Genomic DNA, 22,495 nt, shown 5'->3' with positions numbered 1-22,495 from the left:
TCGTACGCATGACCAGCGACGACACCGCACGGATCCCCGGCTCCCGATCGATCGAGACCACTTCCGAGCTCTCCCCCGAACAGACCGAGGCCGTCCTCGACCTGCTCGCGGAGGCCGCCCGGGCGGACGGCCAGCAGGCGGTGTCCGAACAGGGCCGGCTGCAGCTGCGCGGAGGCGCCCGCGAAGGGGTCTCCCATCTGGTCCTCACCGTCGGCGACACACTCGTCGGTTACGCCCAACTGGAGGACACCGACCCGGTCGAGGCCCCCGCCGCCGAGCTGGTCGTCCACCCCTCCCACCGGGGCCACGGGCACGGCCGGGCGCTCGGCTCCGCCCTGCTCGCCGTCTCCGGCAAACGGCTTCGGGTGTGGGCCCACGGCGGCCACGCCGCCGCCCGGCACCTCGCCCAGGTCCTGGGCCTGAGCCTGTTCCGCGAACTGCGGCAGATGCGGCGGGCGTTGACCGACCTCGAACTGTCCCGGCCGGTGCTGCCCGCGGGCGTGACCGTCCGTCCCTTCGTCCCCGGGCAGGACGACTCCGCCTGGCTCGCCGTCAACTCCGCCTCCTTCGCCCACCATCCCGAGCAGGGCTCCCTCACCCAGCGCGACCTCGACGACCGCAAGTCCGAGCCCTGGTTCGACCCCGCCGGCTTCTTCCTCGCCTTCCAGGGCGAGCGCCTCGTCGGCTTCCACTGGACGAAGGTCCATGCCGCGGAGCAGCTCGGCGAGGTGTACGTCCTCGGTGTGGCCCCCGGTGCGCAGGGCGGTGGCCTCGGCAAGGCCCTCACCACGATCGGCCTGCGGCATCTCGCGGAGCAGGGGTTGCCTACGGCGATGCTGTATGTCGATGCCGACAACAAGGCGGCGGTGTCGGTGTACGAGCGGTTGGGGTTCGTCACCCATGAGACGGATCTCATGTACCGGACGGAGACGTGAGGTTGCCTGCCGGGCGGGCGGTGTCGGTGTCGGTGTCGCCGTCCCTGGGGGCTGCCGCCCCCAGACCCCCGCTGTCGGCCTGAACGGCCTCGTCCTCAATCGCCGGACGGGCTGAAAAACATCGGTCTGCACCTCCGTCTCAGAGGTTCCGGCGTCCAGAGCACGCTCAGCGTCGCCGTCGTTCCCAGTAGCAGCGCCCATCTCAGCTGCGTCGCCGCCCAGTAGGGGTCTTGGGGTGTTCCCAGCAGGCCCCAGCGGTTCGGGATCAGTATCGCCAGCGCGGCCGCCGCGCCGAGCCAGATCGCGGTGGGCCTGCCTGCTTGCGCCGTGTCCGTGTGCGTGAAGCGGATCGCAGCCGTGGCCAGGGCCAGGGCGCCGACAGCCATCGCCGCGGCCTCCAGTGTGGCCGGGCCCAGGGCCGGGCGGGTCGGGGCGGGCAGGAGGAGCAGGGCGGCCGTCCACCACAGGGCCGTGAGGGGCGCGGCGAGGGCCAGCCGCAGGGCGGCTCGCGGGGCTCTGCCCAAGGGTGTCGCCGCGGTCGTGTTCCGGGCCGGGTCGTCCAGGAGGAAGGCGAGGCCCACTGCGCCGGTGAGGGCGGTCAGGCGCAGGGCCAACCGGCCGAGGTCGGCGTCCGGCGCCTGGTCCGGCAGCCGGGTCGTGCCCGCCAGCAGCAGGCCCAGTCCGCCGGCCGTGGACAGCGCCCGCCAGGGGAGGCTGCGCCACACCGGCTGCGCCAGGGAGCGGAGCAGCGCTCCCGAGACCGGCTGTGAGCCCTGCTGTGAGCTCGGCTGTTCTTCTCCTCCGGCTCGTCCTACTCCGATGCTTCGCACTCTTCCGCCTCCTTCGGTACCGGGACCCCCAGCAGCTTCGCCGCCTGGGCCGTGGTCGTCGTCTTGGCTGTCAGTTCCGTCCAGTGGGCCTTGACGCGGGCCGTCACCTCGGCGCGCGGGCGGGCCAGGAGTTCCCGGACGACCGTCGCCTGGTCGGCTGTCATGCTCAGCGCGTTGGTGGGGGTCAGGGCCAGCCCGGAACCTTCGGTGCTGTCGTCCAGGCGGACGTGCTGGAACGTCTCCGACGGGGTGGGGTCGGCGCCCAGGGCCAGCCACATGATGGCCACCGGCCGGGCGTCGCGGCACATCTCCTGCTCCGTCGCGCTCTCCGTGCCCGCGACGAGGACCGTGGCGACGCCGACCGCGAACTCCGGGACCCGGTTGCCGCCCCAGCGGGTGCCGACCGTCACCTCGTCGGGCGTGGTGGAGGGGTCCAGGGCGGCGTCCACCTCCACTCCGCCGTCGGTGTAGATGCGCTGGCGGACCGTCAGGTCGGCCTGCGCCGCTGTGCCCCCGGCCAGCGACTGCACGCGGTCGACCACCCCGGCCCAGTCCGACCGCACACCGCTCCACTCGGGGAACGAGCAGTACGTCGACCCGTCGTACGTCGAGCACGACTGGACCTTCTGCGGGGAATCGGACGCTGTCCTGCGCGCCGCTTCCAGGCCCGCCGTGTCGCGCGGGAACTGGCCGATCGCACCGGCCGCGGTGACCGCGAGGGCGAGGGCGGTCGCCGCCTTGACCGCTCGGGTGCGGCCGCCGCTCGCCAGCAGGGCCACGCAGGCCAGCAGGGCGCACAGGGCCGCCACATACAGCGCGTGCCAGTCCGCGGGGCGGCCGAGCAGGTCGGAGGGGACCGGATCGCCGCCGGTCTCGGTGGTGAAGAGGATCGGGGCCAGCCAGGCCGCCCACCTGCCTGCGTCCATGGCCGCGGCGGCCATGACGACGAGCAGGTAGAAGGCGATGGAGAACAGTATGGGAACGAAGGGCGAGGGCAGCAGCCGGGCCAGCAGCACTCCCAGCACACCGGCCAGCAGGACGCTCAGGGGTGCGATGGCGAGTTCCCCGAACGAGCCATGGCCGATCGCGCCGGGCTTCACCGCCTCCCGGGTGTACTCGGCCGCCACGACGAGCGCGGTGAGCGCCGCGAACGGGACCACGGAGAGCACATGGGCGAGGGTGCGCCGCCACGGTTCCATGGCCAGCACGGCGAACTGCTGCACCGTGCGCCGCTTCCGCGAGCGCAGCGCGGCCGAGTTGGCGCAGATGAGGACGGCGATGGCGAACAGCAGGGGTGCGATCTGGGTGCGGCGGTCGACCGTGTTGAGAACCGGGTAGTCGTCCATGCCGTCGTCACTCATCAGCCGCACGGCGACGAAGCCGACGTAGAGGGCGAAGTTGAGCAGTATCGGGATCTGCAGGAGCAGCTCCCGGGCCTCGAAGCGGGCGAGGGCGAGGACAGCTCCGCCGCGGCGGCCCTCGGAAGGGGGCGGCTCGGCGAGGGTGGGTGCCGGTTCCGGACGCGCCGGGGTCGTGGTGCTCATGCCGTCGCCTCCGCGCTCTCGCCGTCGAGGGCGAGCAGATAGCCGTCCTCCAGGGTGGGTTCGACGAGGTCGGCGCCGGTCGGCGGGTCGCCGATGTTGCGGAAGGAGCCGGTGCCGGTGCGCCAGCCGGCGAGGGCGTTCGGGTCGCGTTCCGTGCTGCTCCAGACCCGGCCGGCCGCGCGGGCGGTCAGCTCGGCCGGGGTGCCCTCGAAGCGGATGCGGCCGTGGGCCAGGACCACGACCCGGTGGCAGAGCATCGCCACGTCCTCCGTCTGGTGCGTGGACAGCAGCACGGTGCGGCCCTCGCCGGCCTGGGCGATCAACTCGCGGAAGCGCATGCGCTGTTCGGGGTCGAGGCCGACGGTCGGTTCGTCCAGTACGAGGAAGCCGGGGTCGCCGACGAGTGCGGCGGCGAGTGCGACGCGCTGGCGCATGCCGCCGGACAGCCGCTTGATGCGCTTGCCGCGCACCTCGGACAGATCGACGGCCTCCAGCACGCGCCGCACCTCGCGCAGCCGGGCCCCGCGGTCGGTCAGCTCCTTCAGGATCGCCACGTAGTCGACGAACTCGAAGGCCGTGAAGTCCGGGTGGAACCCGGGGGTCTGGGGGAGATAGCCGAGCGTGCGGCGCAGCGCGAGGCGGCCGGAGGCGGTGCCGGGGTCGTGGCCGAGGGCGGTGAACTGCCCGCCGTCGGGCGGCACGGCGGTGGCCAGCACCCGCAGCAGGGTGGTCTTGCCCGCGCCGTTGGGCCCGAGCAGCCCGGTGACCCCACGGCTGAGCCGCAGCGAGACCCCGTCGAGAGCTGGAGTCCCGCCGAAGCGCAGGGAAAGGTCGGTGGCCGTCAGGGTGGCGGGGCCGGGACCGGGGCCGGGGTCGAGGTGCGTTGCGGTGGTCATATGGGGCTCCTGGGAATCCGAGTCCGGTCGGCGGGCGGAGGCAAGGGCGCGAGCGGGTGCGGGGGCGGGGGCGGGCGCAGAGTCGGGGCGGGGGCGCGGTGTCATGGCGTGCCGCCGTCCCGGAAGCCGGCCATGGGGCGGGCGTCGAAGCGGTCCCGGGCCTGGTAGAGGAGGAGTGCGGCGAGGGCCGCCACCGCTGCCGCGGCCGACTGGCCTGCCGTAGTGAAGGGGGCGAGCGTGTCGTGCGCGGAGGTCTGCGCCTTCGCCACCAGCAGCAGCGTGAGCCACGCGCCGCCGACCAGGACGGGTGCGACGACCGGACCCAGCCGGGCGGTCAGCGCGAGCCCGGTCGCGGTGAGGGCGAGCGCGGGCAGCAGCCAGGTCAGGGCCAGCAGCCCGTACCCCGGAAGGGCCAGCGTCGCCAGGCCGTTGAAGGCCAGGCCCGCGGTGAGCACGGCCACCGTACGGATCATCAGCAGCCGGAAGCCGTGCAGCGGGGCGACGACGGCCATCTCGTACGTCGGGTCCAGGGACGGGCCGTACGACAGGGCGACCCCGGCGAGCGGGAGCAGCGGGGCGAGTGTGAGGAACAGTGTCGGCTGGTCGGCCATGCGCACCGCCAGTACGGTCATGACCAGCAGGAACAGCACCGACAGCAGCCAGGATCTGCGCAGCACCGGCGTCGCGGCGAGGAGCCGCGCGGTGTGGTCGGCGACGCCGAGGCGCACCAGCAGCCGTTCGAGGAGGGCCGGCCGCGGTGCGTCCAGCTCCGCGTCGAGCCGCTCCCAGGCGGTGTCGAGCGCGACGGGGTCGGTGGCCCCGGCGAGCCGCTCCCGGCACTGTGCGCACCCGGTGAGGTGGGTGTCGGCGGACCACAGCAGGGGCGGCGCCAACTCGCCGTGCGCGTAGGCGCGCAGGTCCTCTTCAGCGACGTGCCATGTCATGCCAGGTCCTCCTTCGACTGCTCGTCCGACCGCTCGTCGCCCGGGCGGGCGGGCAGGCCCACCCCGCACACGTACCGGCTCATGCCAGCGCCTCCCGCAGTTGCTTGCGGGCGCGCAGGGCCCGCGTCTTGACGGTGCCGGGCGGGATGCCGAGCAGTACGGCCGCCTCCCGGGTGGTGAGCCCGTCGATGACGGTCGCCTGCAGGACAGCCCGCAGTTCCGGCGAGAGCCGGGTGAGGGCCCCGGCGAGGTCCCCGTGCTCCACCCCCGCGAGCACGCGTTCCTCCGCCGAGGCCTCGTCCCGGTGGCGCAGGCGGGCCAGCACCTGGCGCAGCCGGCCGCGTGCGCCGTCCCCGCGCACCGCGTCGACCAGGCGGCGCGAGGCAATGCGCCACAGCCAGCCGGCCGCGTCGGGGTGGCCCTCGTCGCGGTAGCGGGCGGTGCCCCGCCACACCGCGAGGAACGTCTCCTGAACGACGTCGTCGACTATCCCGGCGTCGGCGCAGCGGCCGCGCATGCGCGCGGTCAACCACGGGGCGTACCGCCGGTACAGCTCCTCGAAGGCGTGACGGTCCCCGTCCGCTGCGATGGCCCGCAGCAGCTCCCCGTCGCTTCTCGTTTCGCTCACATCCCCTCATCGGACCGGGCCCGCCGATCGGTTCACGGTTCGCCGCACGAGTTTTTCTTGACATGCGCACCGCCCTTGCACCACCCTTTCACTACTCAATTAGTGAAAGGGTGGTTGTCCAGTGGTCGAATACCGCATCGACCGGCACAGCGGCGTGGCCACCTACGTGCAGATCGTCCAGCAGACGAAGCAGGCCCTGCGCCTGGGCATGCTGCAGGCCGGCGACAAGCTGCCCACCGCTCGCGAGGTCGTCGAGGCGACGGCCATCAACCCGAACACCGTGCTGAAGGCGTACCGCGAGCTGGAGCGGGACGGGCTGGTGGAGGCCCGGCGCGGCCTCGGCACCTTCGTACGGCGCGGGCTGAGCACCGCCCCGGCCGACTCGCCCCTGCGCGCGGAACTGGACGGCTGGGCCGTCCGCGCCCGGGAAGCCGGCCTGGACCGCGACGACGTGGCCGCGCTCTTCACCGCCGTACTCGACGAGCGGTTCGCCGTTTCCACCCCGAACGAGCACCTCCAGGGAGATCCCTCATGACCGACACCGCCATGGCGGCGACCGCGCTCGGCAAGCGTTTCGGCCGGCGCGGGGGCTGGGCGCTGCGCGACTGCACGTTCCGCCTCCCCGCCGGGCGGGTCTGTGCCGTCGTCGGCCCCAACGGCGCGGGCAAGTCCACGCTCCTCGCCCTCGCCGCCGGTCTGCTGGCCCCCACCGAGGGCAAGGTCACCGTCCTCGGCACGGACCCGGCGTCCGCACGCGCGCGTGTCGGCTACGTCGCCCAGGACAAGCCCCTGTACCCGCAGCTCAGCGTCGCCGAGACGCTCCTCGTGGGCGCCGATCTCAACCCGGGGCGCTGGGACGCCGAGACCGCCGAGGGGATCGTCGCCGCGGGTGATCTCGACCCCCGGAAGAAGATCCGCGCCCTGTCCGGCGGCCAGCGCACCCGCGTCGCGCTCGCCCTGGCCCTGGCCAAGCAGCCCGAACTGCTCCTCCTCGACGAGCCGATGGCCGACCTCGACCCGCTGGCCCGGCACGAGCTGATGGGCACCCTGATGGCGCGGGCGGCGCAGTACGGCACGACGATCGTGATGTCGTCGCACGTCGTCGCCGAACTGGAGGACTCCTGCGACCATCTGCTGCTGGTCGGCGGCGGCCGGGTGCGTCTCGCCGGTGAGATCGACGACCTGCTCGCCGCCCACGCGCGCGTGAGCACCACCGTCCCGTTGGACGACTCCGCGGCCCAGGCCCCCGCCCACACCCCTGCCCAGGCCCCCGCCCAGGCCCCCGAACTCGCCCCGCACACCGTCGTCGAGTCGCGCGTCACCGGACGTCAGCTCACCGCCCTGGTGCGTCCGGCGGGCCCGCTCGACGACGACTGGCGCACCTCGAAGCCCTCCCTGGAGGAGCTCGTCCTCGCCTACCTGCGCAACCCGCAGGCCGCCCCGCTCGCTCCGGCCCGGCCCGAGGAGGCCGCCGTATGACCACGCTCACCCTCGGCTCGGACGCGACGGCCCCCGCCGCCAAGGGCGCCCCCGCACCCGGCACCCGCTGGCTGCTGCGCCTGCACCGGCCCGCCCTGTACGGGTGGATCGGCATCGTCGCCGTCCTCGGCCTCGCCCTGATATGGCTGTGGGGCCCGCTGACCGACACGGCGATCGAGGGCTGGCGGCAGTACCGCGCATGCGACTACGGCGAGGCCTGCCCCTACGACCAGAACGCGATCGTCCGCTACAAGAGCGTGTACATGTACACGACCGGCGCACTGACCGCGCTCCCCTTCGTCGTCGCGGCCTGGGCGGGCGCCGCCCTGTTCGGCCGCGAGCTGGAGCACGGCACAGCGCAGCTCGCCTGGACGCAGAGCCTGTCCCCGGTCCGCTGGCTGGCCACCAAGCTCGCCGTGCCCGCCGTCCTGGTCGCCGCGGGCACCGGTCTGCTGGTCACGCTGCACCGCCTGATGTGGTCCAAGGGCGACGGCCGGATCGACACCGCCAAGAACTGGCACGACAGCCTGACCCTGCACACCAACGGCCCCACCACCGTCGCCCTCGCCCTCACCGCCCTGGCCGGCGGCGCCCTCGCGGGCCTGCTGCTGCGCCGCACGCTGCCCGCGCTGATGCTCGCCCTGGGCTTCGTCGCCGCCCTGCGCGTGCTGGCCGACCTGGTCATGCCCCATCTCTGGCCGGCCGTCACCTGGGTCACCAGCATCGGCGACGGCTACCGGAGCGACGGCCTCCAGGTCGACTCGGGCCTGGTCACCTCCACCGGCAAGCACATCGCCGACCCCGGCTGCGGACCGGCGTCCATCTCCGACACCTGCGCCGCCCTCTACACCGAGCTCGACGCGACCGGCTTCTACACCTCCTACCACCCCGAGTCCCACTACTGGCCGCTCCAGCTGACCACGACCGCCCTTCTGCTGGCCGTGGCCGCCGCCGTCACCGTCGCCGCGTTCGTCCTGCTCAGGCGTACGACCGCGACCACCCCGCGCACCGGACGGGAGACCTCCGTATGACCGCCGTCGCCCCAAAGCGCAACCCAAAACGCACCCCGAAGAACACCCCGGAGAACACGGCGGACAGCGGGCCCGCGCGGGCTGCCCGCGGCGGCGCCGACGGCCGCGGCTCCTGGGGCGTCGCCCATGCCGTGCTGCGGGTGCACCGGGCCGCCCTCGTCGTGTGGGCGCTCGCCGTGGCGGGCCTGAGCGGCTGCCTGGTGTTCCTCACGAAAATCGCCGCCGCGGACGAGCGCGCGGCGGCGGAGGCCTGCGAACGGGCGGGCCAGGACTGGTGCGACTCGACGATGGGCTGGACCGGCTACAGCCCGCTGGTCGAGTGGATCGGCCTGATCACCGGCTTTCTCTTCCTCGCCGTCGCCGCCTTCGCGGGCAGCGCCCTCATCGGCCGCGAACTGGAGAGCGGCACCGCGCGCCTCGCCTGGACCCAAGGCGTCTCGCCCACCCGCTGGCTGGCCGCCAAGCTCGCCGTCCCCGCCCTCACGGTGTCCGTCGGCGCCACCGTCCTGGTCCTCGTGCACCGTTGGGCCTGGGCCGCCAACCAGGATCTGCTGTTCGACGACTGGTGGGCCGAGAGCGCTTTCCTCTCCCGCGGCCCAACCACCGTCGCGTACGCCCTCTGCGCCCTCGCCGTCGGAGCCCTGACCGCGCTCCTGCTGCGCCGGACGCTGCCCGCCCTCGCCGTCTCCATGGCCGCGACCGGCCTGCTCGGCTACGTGATGGCGCAGTTCCGGTACGCCCTCTGGCCCGCTGTGACCCTCACTTCGCCCACCCAGGACGTCGACCGTCCGGACACCGCGTGGGAGCTGGGGAACGGCGCCGTGATCCACGGTCGGCGCAGCCCTGACTTCGACATCTGGCAGTGCGACGCCGCGGTCGCCGAGGGCCGTCGCTGCCTCGACGACCTGGGGTTCTCCGGCACCTACGTCACCTACCACCCGGAGTCCCACTTCTGGCCGCTCCAGCTCGTCGAGAGCGGCATCGTCCTCGCGGTGGCCGCCGCCGTGACCGCCGCCGCGTTCGTGCTGCTGCGCCGCCGCACGGCCTGAATCCGCCGATCCCGGCCGATCAGCGCCGATCCCGGGCGGCTCACGGGGTGTGCACGTCCCTCCACAGGGGGAGGACGTACACACCCCGCGCGCGTGATCGCCCCACCGGGCGCCCTGCGACCCCCGCGAGCCTCCCCCCGATATCCCGCACGCCATGTCGCCGTAACCATTGGTTCAGACGACCTTGCGAGGCTCGGCGAATGAAGCCCGCCGTGCCCGAGCCTTCACCGCCTCCCGAGGGAAATCAGCCCCAGGGAAGCACCGCCGCGCTCCCGCCCGCACGTTCCGACGCGCCTGTATCACTGCTGGCGCGGAAGAATGGGTACATGAGCCAGCCAGAGACCCAGGCCGAGATCCAGCACGCGCAGCCCTCCGTGGGCTCCATAGCCGCCCACCGCCCGCACACCGTGGCTGCCGTGGTATCCGATCTGGAGCCCGACATCGACGCCGACCTCGACACCTACGAGGAGGCGCCGTACGACGGCCCCCAGCTGCCGCAGGGCCGTTTCCTGGACCGGGAACGCAGCTGGCTCGCGTTCAACGAGCGCGTCCTGGAACTGGCCGAGGACCCGAACACCCCGCTCCTCGAACGGGCGAACTTCCTCGCCATCTTCGCCAGCAACCTGGACGAGTTCTTCATGGTCCGGGTGGCCGGATTGAAGCGCCGCATCGCCACCGGCGTCGCCACCCGTTCGGCCTCCGGTCTCCAGCCGCGCGAGGTGCTGGAGATGATCTGGGCCCGCTCGCGCGAGCTCATGGCCCGGCACGCCGCGACCTACCACGAGGACATCGCCCCCGCCCTCGCGGAGGAGGGCATACACCTGGTCCGCTGGAGCGAGCTGACGGAGAAGGAGCAGGCCCGCCTCTTCACGCTGTTCCGGCACCAGATCTTCCCGGTGCTCACCCCGCTCGCCGTCGACCCCGCGCACCCCTTCCCGTACATCTCGGGGCTCTCGCTGAACCTCGCGGTCGTCGTGCGCAACCCGGTCAGCGGCAACAAGCACTTCGCGCGCGTGAAGGTGCCGCCGCTGCTGTCCCGCTTCCTGGAGAGCAGCCCGGGCCGCTACGTCCCCATCGAGGACGTCATCGGCGCGCACCTGGAGGAGCTGTTCCCGGGCATGGAGGTGCTGGAGCACCACGCCTTCCGGCTCACCCGCAACGAGGACCTGGAGGTCGAGGAGGACGACGCCGAGAACCTCCTCCAGGCCCTGGAGAAGGAACTGATGCGGCGCCGCTTCGGGCCGCCGGTGCGCCTGGAGGTCGAGGAGTCCATCGACCGCGAGGTGCTCGACCTCCTCGTCCGCGAGCTGAAGATCAGCGAGGCCGAGGTCTACCCGCTGCCCGGCCCGCTCGACCTCACCGGTCTCTTCCGCATCCACGGTCTCGACCGCCCCGAGCTGAAGTACAAGAAGTTCATCGCCGGCACGCACCGCGACCTCGCCGAGGTGGAGTCCGCCTCCGCCCCCGACATATTCGGCGCGCTGCGCAGCCGCGATGTGCTGCTGCACCACCCGTACGACAGCTTCTCCACCTCCGTCCAGGCGTTCCTGGAGCAGGCGGCCGCCGACCCGGACGTCCTCGCGATCAAGCAGACCCTGTACCGCACCTCCGGCGACTCCCCGATAGTCGACGCGCTCATCGAGGCCGCCGAGTCCGGCAAGCAGGTCCTCGTCCTCGTCGAGATCAAGGCGCGGTTCGACGAGCACGCCAACATCAAGTGGGCGCGCAAGCTGGAGGAGGCCGGCTGCCATGTCGTCTACGGCCTCGTCGGTCTCAAGACGCACTGCAAGCTGTCGCTGGTGGTCCGCCAGGAGGGCGACACGCTGCGGCGCTACTGCCACGTCGGCACCGGCAACTACCACCCGAAGACGGCCCGGCTGTACGAGGACCTCGGCGTGCTGACGGCCGACCCCCAGGTCGGCGCGGACCTCTCGGACCTCTTCAACCGGCTCTCCGGCTACTCCCGCCGCGAGACCTACCGACGACTCCTCGTCGCCCCCAAGTCCCTGCGTGACGGCCTGATCTCACGCATCGACAAGGAGATCCAGCACCACCGCGCGGGACGGCCCGCGCACGTCCGCATCAAGGTCAACTCGATCGTCGACGAAGCCCTCATCGACTCGCTCTACCGCGCGTCCCAGGCGGGCGTGCCGGTCGACGTGTGGGTGCGCGGCATCTGCGCGGTGCGCCCGGGCGTGCCGGGCCTCTCGGAGAACATCCGGGTGCGCTCCATCCTCGGCCGCTTCCTCGAGCACTCCCGCGTCTTCGGCTTCGGCAACGGCGGGGAGCCCGAGGTGTGGATCGGCAGCGCCGACATGATGCACCGCAACCTCGACCGCCGAATCGAGGCCCTGGTCAGGGTCACGGACACGGCTCACCGGGCGTCCCTGAACCGGATGCTGGAGACCGGCATGTCCGACTCCACGTCCTCCTGGCACCTCGGCCCGGACGGCGAGTGGATCAGGCACGCGACCGACGCGGACGGCGCGCCCCTGCGCAACATCCAGGAGATGTTCATAGACGCCCGGAGGCGCCGGCGTGGCACAGCGACACCATGACCTGACGGACCCCGCGACCCAGACCGCGACCCGGACCGCGACCGGGCCCGCGCCGACGGGGGACGCCCTCGCGGGCTACCTCCGGGCCCAGGCCACGGAGTTCCTCCGCGCACTGCGGCTGCACCGGGAGACCGGGGGCGCCACGTCGAACGGCTCGTCGGGCGGCGCGTCGGGCGGCGGCGAGGAGCACCGGGTCGACGCGGCGCGCGCCCTGCGCCGCTCGGCCCGCCGCATCAGCGGCAGCCTGCACACCTTCCGGCCCCTCCTCGACCACGAGTGGTCGGAGGGGATCCGCCCCGAACTGGCCTGGCTGTCGGGCACGCTGGCCCTGGAACACGCGTACGGGGCCCGGCTGGAGCGGCTGCTGCTGGCACTGAACCGGCTGTCGGGCTCCGCCCCGGTGCCGCCCCAGGCCCAGTCCCAGGCCCAGTCCCAGGCCAAGGCTCAGGCCAAGGCCCAGACCCAGGCGGCGGGCCCGGTCCGCACCGCCTCGGGCCCCAACCGGGCCGCCGCGCACCCGGCGACCCCGGACCGCGGCAACCTCACCGTGGGCGCGGCGAAGGCCGGCGCGCTCCTGGACCGCCAGCTCACCCTCGCCCGCACCCGGGCCCACTCCACCGCCCTCCAGGCCATCGGCTCCTCCCGCTTCCACGCCGTCGCGGACAAGGTCGCCGTCCTGGCCAGCGAGGTGCCGCTGGCGCCGGCCGCCCCCACCACCGACCTGTGCCCGCTCGCCGCGGCGGCCGAGGAGCGCCTCGTCGACGCGGTCGCCGCGCTGCCGCTGGTCACCGCGGGCCACCCGTACAACGCGGAGGCCCTGATCCACGGCCTCTCCCCGGACCCGGCCCCGCATCCGCAGGACGCGCCCTGGCACCAGGTCCGTCTGCTGCTGCGCCTGCACCGGTACGCGTCCGAGGTCATGCACGGCCACGGCACCCCCCTGGACGTCCGGCTGCTCACCGCGGGCCAGGCCCTCGACCGGCACCGGGACGCCTCGGAGGCGGCGTCGGCCGCGGCGCAGGCGGCCCGTACGCCCCGGATCGCTCCCGCGACGGCGTACGCGCTCGGTGTGCTGCACGCGGACCAACGGCACGACGTGGAGGCGGCCCGGTACGCGTTCCAGCGCGCGTGGCAGAAACAGCCCATCGGCACACCCTGACCGGACCCGGCGCACCCCGACCAAACAGGCGGTGAACCCCAGGTGCCCACACCAACCCCCCGAAACCGCCCGCCCAACACCCCCAACTCCCCCACGCCCACCCCCAACAGCCCGACAACCGGCGCCCCCGACAGCCAGACCGACACCCCAGACCAGACCACCGACAGCACCCCGGACCGCCCGGCCGGCGCCCCCCAACCCCCCACCCGCAGCACCCCGGACGGCCCCACCGGCCCCGGCCCCGTCGACCCGTCCAACGGCCCCGCCGACCAGTCCGCAAGCACCGCGGGCACCGCAGCCACCGCAAGGACCGCAGGTGCCGCAGGTGCCGCGGGTGCCGCCGACTTCTCCGTCGTTCAGGCGGCCGGTTGTGTGTTGTGGCGGCGGGCAACCGCGGCGGCGGGTGGGCTGGAGATCTGTCTGGTGCACCGTCCCAAGTACGACGACTGGTCGCACCCCAAGGGCAAGCTGAAACGCGGTGAGGACCCGCTCGTGGGCGCGCTGCGCGAGGTGGAGGAGGAGACGGGCCACCGGGCCGTGCCCGGCACCCCGCTCCCCACCGTCGAGTACGAGGCGAACGGCCGCCCGAAGCAGGTCCGCTACTGGGCGGCGGAGGCCGTCTCCGGCTCGTTCGTCGCCAATCACGAGGTTGACAGGCTGGTCTGGCTCCCTCCACCGGCTGCCCGCGACCGGCTCACCCAGCCGAGGGACCGCACGCTCGTGGACGCCCTGCTGCACGTCCTGCACCTGGCATAACGGGTGGGGACCCAGGGCGGGTCACCGGAATCGCCTCGTGTCCTCGACGTGAGCGTTCCGTGACCTAACCGCACCGTCCCCAGGGGTTCACCCGCCGTTCACCCGTGCCCGTAAGCGCCTTCACCTGATCTGCCTAATTTCGGCCTTACGCGGTGCGGCACGTGAACCGAAAGGACACGCCGGACCGACCAGACTTCGCACACTCCGCACGCCGCCGGAATTCAGGACGGCGGCTCCTGGAAGGATCTTCCCCAAGTGAAGCTTCAGCGCATGAACCGGCGGGCTCTCTCCCTCGGTGCTCTCGCCGTCTCCGGCGCCCTGGCCCTCACGGCGTGCGGCTCCGACGACACCGGCTCCAGCGGCAGCGGCAGCAGCTCGTCCGCCACCACGGCGGCCGGCTCGATCAAGTGTGACGACGCCAAGGGCCAGCTCCTCGCCGACGGCTCCTCCGCGCAGAAGAACGCGATCGACGCCTGGGTCAAGAACTTCACCCAGGCCTGCTCGGGCGTCCAGGTCAACTACAAGGGCTCCGGCTCCGGCGCGGGCGTCACCGCGTTCACGCAGGGCACGGTCGCCTTCGCCGGCTCCGACTCCGCGCTGAAGCCGGAGCAGGTCACCGAATCCAAGAAGGTCTGCACCGGCGGCCAGGGCATCGACCTGCCGATGGTGGCCGGCCCGATCGCCGTCGCCTACAACGTCGCGGGCGTGGACAACCTCACGCTGGACGCGGCCACGATCGCCAAGATCTTCGATGGCAAGATCACCAACTGGAACGACGCCGCGATCAAGGCGCTCAACCCCGACGCCACACTGCCCGACCTCAAGATCCAGCCGTACCACCGCTCGGACGAGTCGGGTACGACGGACAACTTCACCAAGTACCTGATCGCCGCCACCCCGGACAACTGGAAGTACGAGGGCGGCAAGGCCTGGCAGGCCAAGGGCGGCCAGGCCGCGGCCGGCTCCTCCGGTGTCGCCCAGGGCGTCAAGCAGACCAGCGGCGCGATCGGCTACATGGAGCTGTCCTACGCGAAGGACGGCCTCGGCACCGTCGCCGTCGACACGGGCGCCTCGGCCCCGGTGAAGGCCTCCTCCGACGGCGCCACCAAGGCCGTCGCCGCCGCGCAGGTGGTCGGCACCGGCAACGACCTGTCGCTGAAGCTCGACTACGCGACCAAGGCCGACGGCGCCTACCCGATCACCCTGGTCACGTACGAGATCGCCTGCGACAAGGGCAACAAGGCCGCGACCCTGCCCGCCACCAAGGCGTTCCTCCGCTACATCGCCAGCACGGAGGGCCAGGGCATCCTCTCGGGCATCGACTACGCGCCGATCCCCGACGCCATCATCGCCAAGGTCCGCACCACCATCGAGGGCCTGAGCTGATCTGAGCGGTGCGGTCCGGCACCGGGGGAACCCGGTCCGGACCGCACCCGTCCGGTGCACCGCCGCCAGGGGCCGCCCGCAGTCCGGCCCCACCCGAGCCGCCCACAACCCGCAGGCGGCTCCGCAGACCGGAGACCCCTATGGACATATCGACACAGAAGTCAGACACGGACGACACCCCTCCCCCCACCTCGATCCGCAAAGCCGAGCAGAAGGCCGCCGCCCGCGGCGCCACCCGTCCCGGCGACCGGATCTTCCTCGCGCTCTCCCGCGGCTCGGGCATCTTCCTGCTGGTGATCATGGCCGCCATCGCGGTCTTCCTCACCTACCGCGCCTCGCTCGCGATCAGCGAGGACGACGCCAACTTCCTCACCGCCTTCGAGTGGAACACCGGCCTGGTCCCGCCGAAGTTCGGCATCGCCGTCCTGGCCTTCGGCACGGTGGTCTCGTCGGTCATCGCCATGGCCATCGCGGTCCCGATCGCCGTCTCGATCGCCCTCTTCATCACGCACTACGCCCCGCGCCGCCTGAGCGGCCCCGTCGCGTACGTGATCGACCTGCTCGCCGCCGTGCCGTCCATCGTGTACGGCCTCTGGGGCGCGCTGGTCCTCGTACCGCACATGGACGGCCTGTTCGGCTGGCTGAACAACTACTTCGGCTGGACCGGGATCTTCTCGTGGGACGAGGGCGCCCCGCGCTCGATGCTCACGGTGGGCATCCTGCTGGCCATCATGATCCTGCCGGTCATCACCAACGTGAGCCGCGAGGTCTTCCGCCAGGTCCCGCAGATGCACGAGGAAGCGGCGCTGGCGCTGGGCGCCACCCGCTGGGAGGTCATCCGCATGTCGGTGCTCCCCTTCGGCCGCTCCGGCGTGATCTCGGCCTCGATGCTCGGCCTCGGCCGCGCCCTGGGCGAGACGATGGCCGTGGCCACCGTCCTCTCCCCGGACTTCGACATCCACGCCAGCCTCCTCAACCCCGGCGGCGGCACCTTCGCCCAGAACATCGCCAGCAAGTTCAACGAGGCGACAGAGTTCGGCCGTGACGCGCTCATCGCCTCCGGTCTGGTCCTGTTCGTCATCACCCTGCTGGTCAACGGCGCGGCACGATGGATCATCTCCCGCCGCAGTGAGTACTCGGGGGCCAACGCATGAGCCACGCAAGCGCAGTAGCCGACAAGACCCCCAGCACCCTGCGAGGCGCCAGCCTCCCGAGCTGGTCCCCGTGGGCCATCGCGGCCGGTTCGCTCGCCCTGGCGGTCGTCATCGGTCTGGTCGGCGGCCTGGACAGCGAGGTCCAGTGGGGCCTGATCGCCGGCGTCCTCTTCCTCGTCGGCACGTACGGCATCGCCGCGAAGGTGGAGGGCCGCCGTCAGGCCAAGGACCGGATCGCGACGAACCTGGTCTGGGTGGCGTTCCTGCTGGCGGTCGTCCCGCTGGTCTCCCTGCTCTGGACGACGATCGAGCGCGGCGTCAAGGTCCTGGACGTCTACTTCCTCACCCACTCCATGGGCGTGGTGGCGGACAGCGAGCCCGGCGGCGGCATCTACCACGCGATCCTCGGCAGCCTGGAGCAGGTCGGCCTGGCCACGGCGATCGGTGCCCCGATCGGCATCCTGACGGCCATCTACCTGGTCGAGTACGGCAAGGGCAGCCTGGCCAAGGCGATCACGTTCTTCGTGGACGTCATGACCGGCATCCCCTCCATCGTGGCCGGCCTCTTCATCCTCAGCCTCATGCTGATGCTGGACATGCAGCCCTTCGGCTTCGCGGGCTCCCTGGCCCTGGCGATCCTGATGATGCCGGTCGTCGTACGCTCGACTGAGGAGATGCTGAAGCTCGTCCCGAACGAGCTGCGGGAAGCGTCGCTCGCCCTGGGCGTGCCGAAGTGGCGGACGATCCTGAAGGTGGTGGTCCCGACCTCGATCGGCGGCATCATCACGGGCGTCATGCTGGCGATCGCCCGCATCGCCGGCGAAACGGCCCCGGTGCTGCTGTTGGTCTTCGGAAACCCGTTCATCAACTCGAACCCCTTCGAGGGTGCGCAGGCGTCGCTGCCGCTGTACATCTACCAGCAGTACTCGCAGAGCGCGGGATCGACGGCGGCCTACGACCGTGCCTGGGCCGCATCGCTCACGCTGATCGCCTTCGTGATGATCCTGAACCTGGTGGCCCGCGGAATCGCCCGCTGGAAGGCCCCGAAGACCGGTCGCTGAAGCGGCCACACAGCGACTGATCTGATCTGATCCGATCGGGAAGTGAAGTAGAGAAAATGGCCAAGCGAATCGACGTAAGCGGTCTGACCGCCTACTACGGGTCCCACAAGGCGATCGAAGACATCTCGATGACGGTCGAGCCCCGCTCGGTGACGGCCTTCATCGGCCCCTCCGGCTGCGGCAAGTCGACGTTCCTGCGCACGCTGAACCGGATGCACGAGGTGACCTCCGGCGGCCGGGTCGAGGGCAAGGTCCTGCTGGACGACGAGGACCTGTACGGCGCGGGCATCGACCCGGTCTCGGTCCGCCGCGAGGTCGGCATGGTGTTCCAGCGCCCGAACCCGTTCCCCACGATGTCGATCTTCGACAACGTCGCGGCGGGCCTGCGTCTGAACGGCAGCTACAAGAAGTCGGAACTGGCGGACGTCGTCGAGAAGTCCCTCAAGGGCGCAAACCTCTGGAACGAGGTCAAGGACCGCCTGAACAAGCCCGGCTCGGGCCTGTCCGGCGGCCAGCAGCAGCGCCTGTGCATCGCACGAGCGATCGCGGTCGAACCGAAGGTTCTCCTGATGGACGAGCCCTGCTCGGCCCTGGACCCCATCTCCACCCTCGCGATCGAGGACCTGATCGGCGAGCTGAAGGAACGCTTCACGATCGTCATCGTGACGCACAACATGCAGCAGGCGGCGCGCGTCTCCGACCGCACGGCCTTCTTCAACCTGTCCGCCGTCGGCCAGCCCGGCAAGCTGATCGAGATCGACGACACGGAGCGCATCTTCTCCAACCCGTCGGTCCAGGCCACGGAGGACTACATCTCGGGCCGCTTCGGCTGACCGAACCCCTCAAGTCCCCTCGCGGTGCTGCATGGCGGTGCCACCGCGAGGACGCAAAGAGCCCGCCCCCCGACAGGGGGGCGGGCTCACTGCTACCCCGGGGGGAAGAAAGTCACCAAACTTGGCGGCGTCAGAGCCAAGCCCTCAAGAGCGGACGGGCGAACACCCGGGGGCGCAGGGGGCAAAGCCCCGAGACGGGGTCAACCTCTCAACCCACCGAGTCGGGCGGGCGGGTCGGCAAACACCCGGGGGTGCAGGGGGCAAAGCCCCCGCCGGGGCCCGGGGCGAAGCCCCGAAACGAGGGCAACCTCCCAACCCACCGAGTCGGGCGGGCGGGTCGGCAAACACCCGGGGGTGCAGGGGGCAAAGCCCCCGCCGGGGCCCGGGGCGAAGCCCCGGGGTGGGGCAACCTCTCGGCCTACCGCGTCGGGCGGGTGGGTGGGCAAGCCCCTACAGAAACACCAGGTTCACAATCCAAAACGCACAAGCCGCAACCCCCGCAGCCGCCGGCATCGTAATGAACCACCCAAGGACAATGTTCTTCGCAACACCCCACCGCACGGCATTGACCCGCTTCGTAGCCCCCACACCCATAATCGCCGAAGTGATCACATGCGTAGTGGAGATCGGCGCCTTGAACAGAAACGCCGTCGTGAACATGATCGACGCCCCCGTCGTCTCCGCCGCGAACCCCTGCGGCGGATCAAGCTCAATGATCTTCCGCCCCAACGTCCGCATGATGCGCCACCCACCCGCATACGTCCCGAGCGACAACATCACCGCACAAGCGATCTTCACCCACACCGGGATCGGATCATCCGCCCCCTGGACATCGCCGATGACCAACGCCATCACCACGATGCCCATCGTCTTCTGCGCGTCCTGCAGACCATGCCCCAACGCCATGCCCGCGGCGGAAACGGTCTGCGCTATCCGAAAGCCCCGCTTGGCCTTGTGCGGATTGGCCCGCCGGAACATCCACAAAATGGCCGTCATCACGAGATAGCCGGCGACCAGCCCGACCACCGGCGAGATGAACATCGGAATGACGACTTTCTCGAGCACCCCGGACCAGATGACATCCGTCCCACCGGCGAGCGCAGCGCCCACCATCCCGCCGAACAACGCGTGCGAAGACGACGAAGGCAACCCGAAGTACCAAGTGACGAGGTTCCAGACGATCGCCCCGATCAACGCGGCGAAGAGGATCCCCATCCCCTTGGACCCGTCGGGAGTCTCGATCAACCCCTTGCTGACCGTATGAGCGACGCCGCTTCCGAGGAACGCACCGCCAAGGTTCATCACCGCGGCCATGGCCAACGCCGCCCGCGGCGTCAGCGCCCGGGTGGAGACGGACGTCGCAATCGCATTGGCGGAGTCGTGAAAACCGTTGGTGTAAGTGAATCCGAGCGCGACGCCGATGGTCACGACCAGAGCAAAGGTGTCCATGAAAGGTTCAGGACTCCTTGACCGCGATGGTCTCCACCGTGTTGGCCACGTGCTCGAAGGCGTCGGCGGCCTCTTCCAGCACATCCACGATCTGCTTCAGCTTGAGCACCTCGATGGCGTCGTACTTGCCGTTGAAGAGGTGGGCGAGCAGCTTCCGGTGGATCTGGTCGGCCTGGTTCTCCAGCCGGTTGACCTCGATCCAGTACTCGGTGAGGTTCTCCATGGTCCGCAGGTTCGGCATCGCCTCGGCCGTCAGCTCCGCCGCCCGCGACAGCACCTCGATCTGCTGCTCGACGCCCTTGGGCAGTTCCTCGACGTTGTAGAGGACGACCAGGTCGACGGCCTCCTCCATGAAGTCCATGATGTCGTCGAGGCAGGAGGCGAGCTTGTAGATGTCCTCGCGGTCGAAGGGCGTGATGAACGAGGAGTTCAGCTGATGGAAAATCGCGTGCGTGGCATCGTCACCAGCATGTTCGGCGGCCCGCATACGCTCTGCGATCTCGGCCCGGGCGGAGGAGTCCGCCCCGAGCAGTTCCATCAGGAGTTTCGAGCCCGTGACGATGTTGTCCGCGGATGCGGCAAACATGTCATAGAAGCTCGTCTCCCTGGGGGTCAGACGAAATCGCACGTGGGGTCCTCAAGATGCATCGGTTTCGGTCAGGCTGATGCTAGGCGCATCATCCGGCCACGGCTAATGGGCCGTCCCCCAGTGTCGCCCATGGGACAGAGCGAGGGGCAGGGGGGCGACCGGCGGCAAAGCGACCGACGAAGTGCCTGCTCGGGCCGTATACCCACGAGAGTTCGGTACGATATACCCAGTAGGGGTATATGTCTGGAGCTGGAGCGCTGGAGGACACGATGACGACCACCGAGGCCGGCACGGAAGAGACCCTTGCCACGCCGACCCCCTCGACGGGCCAGGTCCACGGCTACCACAAACAGAAGGCCGAACACCTCAAGCGCCTGCGCCGCATCGAGGGCCAGATCCGCGGCCTGCAACGCATGGTCGACGAGGACATCTACTGCATCGACATACTCACCCAGGTGTCCGCCTCCACCAAGGCCCTGCAGTCGTTCGCCCTGCAGCTCCTGGAGGAACACCTGCGGCACTGCGTGGCCGACGCGGCCCTCAAGGGAGGCGACGAGATCGACGCGAAGGTAGAAGAAGCGACGAAGGCGATCGCCCGCCTCCTGCGCACCTGACCGCCACCCCAGTCAGGACCCGCCCCCAGCCCCCCGGCCCCCGCCCTCACCCACGCACCCACCCCTCACCCGCACAAACCCTCACCCACCCGCCCTCACGTACAGGCCCCGCCCTTCCCTTCCCCTTCTTCCCGCACCCGCAGCACCTGATCGATGCTCTCCAGGCTGAGCCGTTCCTCGCCGGCCGCGGAGGCCGCGATGATCAGCTCCCCGCACAGTTCGATCTCCGCGAGGGCCACGTGGTCCTGAACTGCCGTACCGCCGCCCGGAGCCACGCGCATCACCTCGTCTCTGCAGTCACCGACTTCCTAGAGTAGGGAGCGCTCTACACCGCGCGCATGGCACGGACGGGCTAGTCCTTGTGCCCACCCTGTGGCCGAAAACATTCGCTCAGGGGAGCCGGAGGCAGCTTCACTCGTCGGCGATCCGCCCCGCGTAGATGTCCCGCGCCGCGGGCAACCGCACATCGACGGCAGCCCCGAAGTCGTAGAGCAGGGTCGTGGAGGCGACCGCGACGGCCTCCTTCTGCTGCCCGTTGACGAAACTGAAGCGGTGCCGGACCTTGCGGATCCGCCCCTCGTCGTCGAGATAGACGTCGAACGGCACCCGCGCCGTGGCGAACCCTTTCGCCGCCGCCCGCAGCGAGTCCCGTCCGCCCACGGACGCGTCCTCGGCGGCCACCGCCAGATCGGCGGTCCCGCGATAGTGCCGCACCGCCGTCCCGGCCACCTCGGTCCTCCCCACGTACGTCGCCGTGCGCGTCCCGCGCAGCACCTCGGCGGCGGCGAACGGATCGGTGGCCCCGCCGGTCACCAGATTCCCGTCGGACAGGGCCGCCGTGTCCACCCGCACCCATTTGTCGGCCGGCACCCCGGCCCCCCGGTTCTTCATGAACAGGGCTCCGGGCGCGAGGAGTTCGGTGATCGGCCGGTGCTCGCTGGCCCCCGACGGATCCTGCGGCAGCAGCACCCTCAGCTCCCCGAGCTGCTTGCGGAAGTCGTACACGCCCTGGCCGCGGATGGTCACCCGGGTCCCGCCGGTGGCCATCTCCATCGACGTCCGGGCCTTCGAGGTGCCCGCTGCGACAAGGGCGTCGGCGGCCCGGTGCATCGTCTCGACGGGATCGGCGACCCGGCCGTCCTCGGCGGCGGCTCCGCCACCGGAACACCCGGCGGCCCCCGCACAGACCCCACAGACCCCCGCCACGATCCCCCACAGGACCGCCGCACCCACCTGCCTGCGCTGCCGCTCCGCCATGGTCTCGCTACCCCCAACCGGCACGTCCGTCACGGGCCCCTCGTCGTTCCGGCTAACGACGGCCGAGTGCCCCTCGTCACGCAGCGCCCGAAGCGTGCGACCGCCATACGGGTCTTTTACCGAACATGGGTAACGTTGTCGGTGTGACACAGCAGGACCGCTCGGCCCACCCCAACGCCGATGGGGAACACACCACCACGACCGTCGAACAGGGTCATTTCTGCCTGGCCCGCTGCACCTGCGGCTGGCGCGGCCCGGCCCGAAGAGCGAGAAGCATGGCCAGAACGGACGCGCAGCGCCACACGGACAACTGACTCACCGACCGATCGACGGGCCGACGAAC

The 22,495-nt window shown here is 71.2% G+C and carries 23 protein-coding genes; 14 read left to right on the top strand and 9 right to left on the bottom strand.

Annotation, left to right across the window (positions count from 1 at the left end):
* The first annotated feature begins 8 nt into the window (after positions 1 to 8).
* Positions 9 to 935, top strand: coding sequence for a mycothiol synthase (gene mshD, locus ACWCPF_RS35170; protein ID WP_451049166.1), 927 nt, complete (start codon positions 9 to 11; stop codon positions 933 to 935).
* A 95-nt stretch (positions 936 to 1,030) separates the two neighbouring features.
* Here the strand turns inward: mshD and ACWCPF_RS35165 are convergent, their stop codons facing one another.
* From ACWCPF_RS35165 to ACWCPF_RS35145, 5 genes are all read right to left on the bottom strand, one after another.
* On the bottom strand, positions 1,031 to 1,765 hold the full coding sequence (locus tag ACWCPF_RS35165; RefSeq protein ID WP_451049165.1) for an ABC transporter: 735 nt from the start codon (positions 1,763 to 1,765) through the stop codon (positions 1,031 to 1,033).
* A complete protein-coding gene (locus tag ACWCPF_RS35160; RefSeq protein WP_451049164.1) occupies positions 1,747 to 3,309 on the bottom strand; it encodes an ABC transporter permease in 1,563 nt (520 codons plus the stop codon). The genes ACWCPF_RS35165 and ACWCPF_RS35160 overlap by 19 nt, the downstream gene beginning before the upstream one ends.
* Positions 3,306 to 4,205 (bottom strand): ABC transporter ATP-binding protein, encoded by a 900-nt coding sequence (locus tag ACWCPF_RS35155; protein ID WP_451049163.1) that lies wholly within the window; start codon positions 4,203 to 4,205, stop codon positions 3,306 to 3,308. Before ACWCPF_RS35155 ends, ACWCPF_RS35160 begins: the two co-directional genes overlap by 4 nt.
* 101 nt (positions 4,206 to 4,306) lie before the next feature.
* A complete protein-coding gene (locus ACWCPF_RS35150) occupies positions 4,307 to 5,149 on the bottom strand; it encodes a zf-HC2 domain-containing protein (protein WP_451049162.1) in 843 nt (280 codons plus the stop codon).
* Positions 5,150 to 5,228: 79 nt separating this feature from the next.
* On the bottom strand, positions 5,229 to 5,777 hold the full coding sequence (locus ACWCPF_RS35145) for an RNA polymerase sigma factor (RefSeq protein WP_451049161.1): 549 nt from the start codon (positions 5,775 to 5,777) through the stop codon (positions 5,229 to 5,231).
* A gap of 121 nt (positions 5,778 to 5,898) precedes the next feature.
* Here ACWCPF_RS35145 and ACWCPF_RS35140 point away from each other — a divergent pair, with 121 nt between their 5' ends.
* From ACWCPF_RS35140 to pstB, 11 genes are all read left to right on the top strand, one after another.
* Positions 5,899 to 6,312 (top strand): GntR family transcriptional regulator, encoded by a 414-nt coding sequence (locus ACWCPF_RS35140; RefSeq protein ID WP_451049160.1) that lies wholly within the window; start codon positions 5,899 to 5,901, stop codon positions 6,310 to 6,312.
* The gene (locus ACWCPF_RS35135; RefSeq protein WP_451049159.1) at positions 6,309 to 7,256 is read left to right on the top strand and encodes an ABC transporter ATP-binding protein; all 948 of its coding nucleotides are present in this window, start codon (positions 6,309 to 6,311) and stop codon (positions 7,254 to 7,256) included. The genes ACWCPF_RS35140 and ACWCPF_RS35135 overlap by 4 nt, the downstream gene beginning before the upstream one ends.
* Entirely contained in the window at positions 7,253 to 8,287 is a 1,035-nt protein-coding gene (locus ACWCPF_RS35130; protein ID WP_451049158.1) for an ABC transporter permease, read from the top strand. Before ACWCPF_RS35135 ends, ACWCPF_RS35130 begins: the two co-directional genes overlap by 4 nt.
* Complete coding sequence (locus ACWCPF_RS35125) at positions 8,284 to 9,336, top strand: hypothetical protein (RefSeq protein ID WP_451049157.1); 1,053 nt, start codon at positions 8,284 to 8,286, stop codon at positions 9,334 to 9,336. The genes ACWCPF_RS35130 and ACWCPF_RS35125 overlap by 4 nt, the downstream gene beginning before the upstream one ends.
* Before the next feature lie 200 nt (positions 9,337 to 9,536).
* Positions 9,537 to 11,894: an RNA degradosome polyphosphate kinase gene (locus ACWCPF_RS35120; RefSeq protein WP_451049156.1), complete on the top strand. Its 2,358-nt coding sequence runs from the start codon at positions 9,537 to 9,539 to the stop codon at positions 11,892 to 11,894.
* A complete protein-coding gene (locus ACWCPF_RS35115; RefSeq protein WP_451049155.1) occupies positions 11,875 to 13,053 on the top strand; it encodes a CHAD domain-containing protein in 1,179 nt (392 codons plus the stop codon). Before ACWCPF_RS35120 ends, ACWCPF_RS35115 begins: the two co-directional genes overlap by 20 nt.
* Before the next feature lie 372 nt (positions 13,054 to 13,425).
* The gene (locus ACWCPF_RS35110; protein WP_451049229.1) at positions 13,426 to 13,809 is read left to right on the top strand and encodes an NUDIX hydrolase; all 384 of its coding nucleotides are present in this window, start codon (positions 13,426 to 13,428) and stop codon (positions 13,807 to 13,809) included.
* Positions 13,810 to 14,064: 255 nt separating this feature from the next.
* Entirely contained in the window at positions 14,065 to 15,195 is a 1,131-nt protein-coding gene (gene pstS / locus ACWCPF_RS35105; protein ID WP_451049154.1) for a phosphate ABC transporter substrate-binding protein PstS, read from the top strand.
* 140 nt (positions 15,196 to 15,335) lie between these two features.
* A complete protein-coding gene (gene pstC / locus ACWCPF_RS35100; protein ID WP_451049153.1) occupies positions 15,336 to 16,349 on the top strand; it encodes a phosphate ABC transporter permease subunit PstC in 1,014 nt (337 codons plus the stop codon).
* Positions 16,346 to 17,410 (top strand): phosphate ABC transporter permease PstA, encoded by a 1,065-nt coding sequence (pstA, locus tag ACWCPF_RS35095; protein WP_451049152.1) that lies wholly within the window; start codon positions 16,346 to 16,348, stop codon positions 17,408 to 17,410. Before pstC ends, pstA begins: the two co-directional genes overlap by 4 nt.
* A gap of 56 nt (positions 17,411 to 17,466) precedes the next feature.
* Positions 17,467 to 18,243, top strand: a complete 777-nt coding sequence (gene pstB / locus ACWCPF_RS35090; RefSeq protein ID WP_351911339.1) for a phosphate ABC transporter ATP-binding protein PstB — start codon at positions 17,467 to 17,469, stop codon at positions 18,241 to 18,243.
* 450 nt (positions 18,244 to 18,693) lie between these two features.
* On the opposite strand, the gene ACWCPF_RS35085 is transcribed toward pstB, so the two are convergent.
* Both ACWCPF_RS35085 and ACWCPF_RS35080 read right to left on the bottom strand, forming a co-directional pair.
* Entirely contained in the window at positions 18,694 to 19,692 is a 999-nt protein-coding gene (locus ACWCPF_RS35085) for an anion permease (RefSeq protein ID WP_451049151.1), read from the bottom strand.
* 7 nt (positions 19,693 to 19,699) lie between these two features.
* Positions 19,700 to 20,320, bottom strand: a complete 621-nt coding sequence (locus ACWCPF_RS35080) for a DUF47 domain-containing protein (protein WP_451049150.1) — start codon at positions 20,318 to 20,320, stop codon at positions 19,700 to 19,702.
* Positions 20,321 to 20,550: 230 nt separating this feature from the next.
* Here ACWCPF_RS35080 and ACWCPF_RS35075 point away from each other — a divergent pair, with 230 nt between their 5' ends.
* Complete coding sequence (locus ACWCPF_RS35075; RefSeq protein ID WP_451049149.1) at positions 20,551 to 20,895, top strand: metal-sensitive transcriptional regulator; 345 nt, start codon at positions 20,551 to 20,553, stop codon at positions 20,893 to 20,895.
* A gap of 95 nt (positions 20,896 to 20,990) precedes the next feature.
* Here the strand turns inward: ACWCPF_RS35075 and ACWCPF_RS35070 are convergent, their stop codons facing one another.
* Complete coding sequence (locus ACWCPF_RS35070; RefSeq protein WP_451049148.1) at positions 20,991 to 21,176, bottom strand: hypothetical protein; 186 nt, start codon at positions 21,174 to 21,176, stop codon at positions 20,991 to 20,993.
* Positions 21,177 to 21,306: 130 nt separating this feature from the next.
* Entirely contained in the window at positions 21,307 to 22,152 is an 846-nt protein-coding gene (locus ACWCPF_RS35065) for a hypothetical protein (RefSeq protein WP_451049147.1), read from the bottom strand.
* A gap of 143 nt (positions 22,153 to 22,295) precedes the next feature.
* On the opposite strand from ACWCPF_RS35065, the gene ACWCPF_RS35060 reads away from it, so the two are divergent.
* On the top strand, positions 22,296 to 22,466 hold the full coding sequence (locus ACWCPF_RS35060) for a hypothetical protein (RefSeq protein ID WP_451049146.1): 171 nt from the start codon (positions 22,296 to 22,298) through the stop codon (positions 22,464 to 22,466).
* Positions 22,467 to 22,495: the final 29 nt, after the last annotated feature.

The sequence above is a fragment of the Streptomyces sp. NPDC001858 genome, assembly GCF_053594615.1.
Note: the sequence above shows the minus strand (reverse complement) of the source record. Positions and strands in the feature narration are given on the sequence as shown.

Coding starts and splice junctions, on each gene's coding strand:
- ACWCPF_RS35155 (WP_451049163.1), bottom strand. CDS start 4,205: ATGACCACCGCAACGCACCTCGACCCCGGCCCCGGTCCCGGCCCCGCC.
- ACWCPF_RS35085 (WP_451049151.1), bottom strand. CDS start 19,692: ATGGACACCTTTGCTCTGGTCGTGACCATCGGCGTCGCGCTCGGATTC.
- mshD (WP_451049166.1), top strand. CDS start 9: ATGACCAGCGACGACACCGCACGGATCCCCGGCTCCCGATCGATCGAG.
- ACWCPF_RS35135 (WP_451049159.1), top strand. CDS start 6,309: ATGACCGACACCGCCATGGCGGCGACCGCGCTCGGCAAGCGTTTCGGC.
- ACWCPF_RS35065 (WP_451049147.1), bottom strand. CDS start 22,152: ATGGCGGAGCGGCAGCGCAGGCAGGTGGGTGCGGCGGTCCTGTGGGGG.
- ACWCPF_RS35160 (WP_451049164.1), bottom strand. CDS start 3,309: ATGAGCACCACGACCCCGGCGCGTCCGGAACCGGCACCCACCCTCGCC.
- ACWCPF_RS35125 (WP_451049157.1), top strand. CDS start 8,284: ATGACCGCCGTCGCCCCAAAGCGCAACCCAAAACGCACCCCGAAGAAC.
- ACWCPF_RS35150 (WP_451049162.1), bottom strand. CDS start 5,149: ATGACATGGCACGTCGCTGAAGAGGACCTGCGCGCCTACGCGCACGGC.
- ACWCPF_RS35070 (WP_451049148.1), bottom strand. CDS start 21,176: ATGCGCGTGGCTCCGGGCGGCGGTACGGCAGTTCAGGACCACGTGGCC.
- ACWCPF_RS35075 (WP_451049149.1), top strand. CDS start 20,551: ATGACGACCACCGAGGCCGGCACGGAAGAGACCCTTGCCACGCCGACC.
- pstC (WP_451049153.1), top strand. CDS start 15,336: ATGGACATATCGACACAGAAGTCAGACACGGACGACACCCCTCCCCCC.
- pstA (WP_451049152.1), top strand. CDS start 16,346: ATGAGCCACGCAAGCGCAGTAGCCGACAAGACCCCCAGCACCCTGCGA.
- ACWCPF_RS35120 (WP_451049156.1), top strand. CDS start 9,537: ATGAAGCCCGCCGTGCCCGAGCCTTCACCGCCTCCCGAGGGAAATCAG.
- pstB (WP_351911339.1), top strand. CDS start 17,467: ATGGCCAAGCGAATCGACGTAAGCGGTCTGACCGCCTACTACGGGTCC.
- ACWCPF_RS35130 (WP_451049158.1), top strand. CDS start 7,253: ATGACCACGCTCACCCTCGGCTCGGACGCGACGGCCCCCGCCGCCAAG.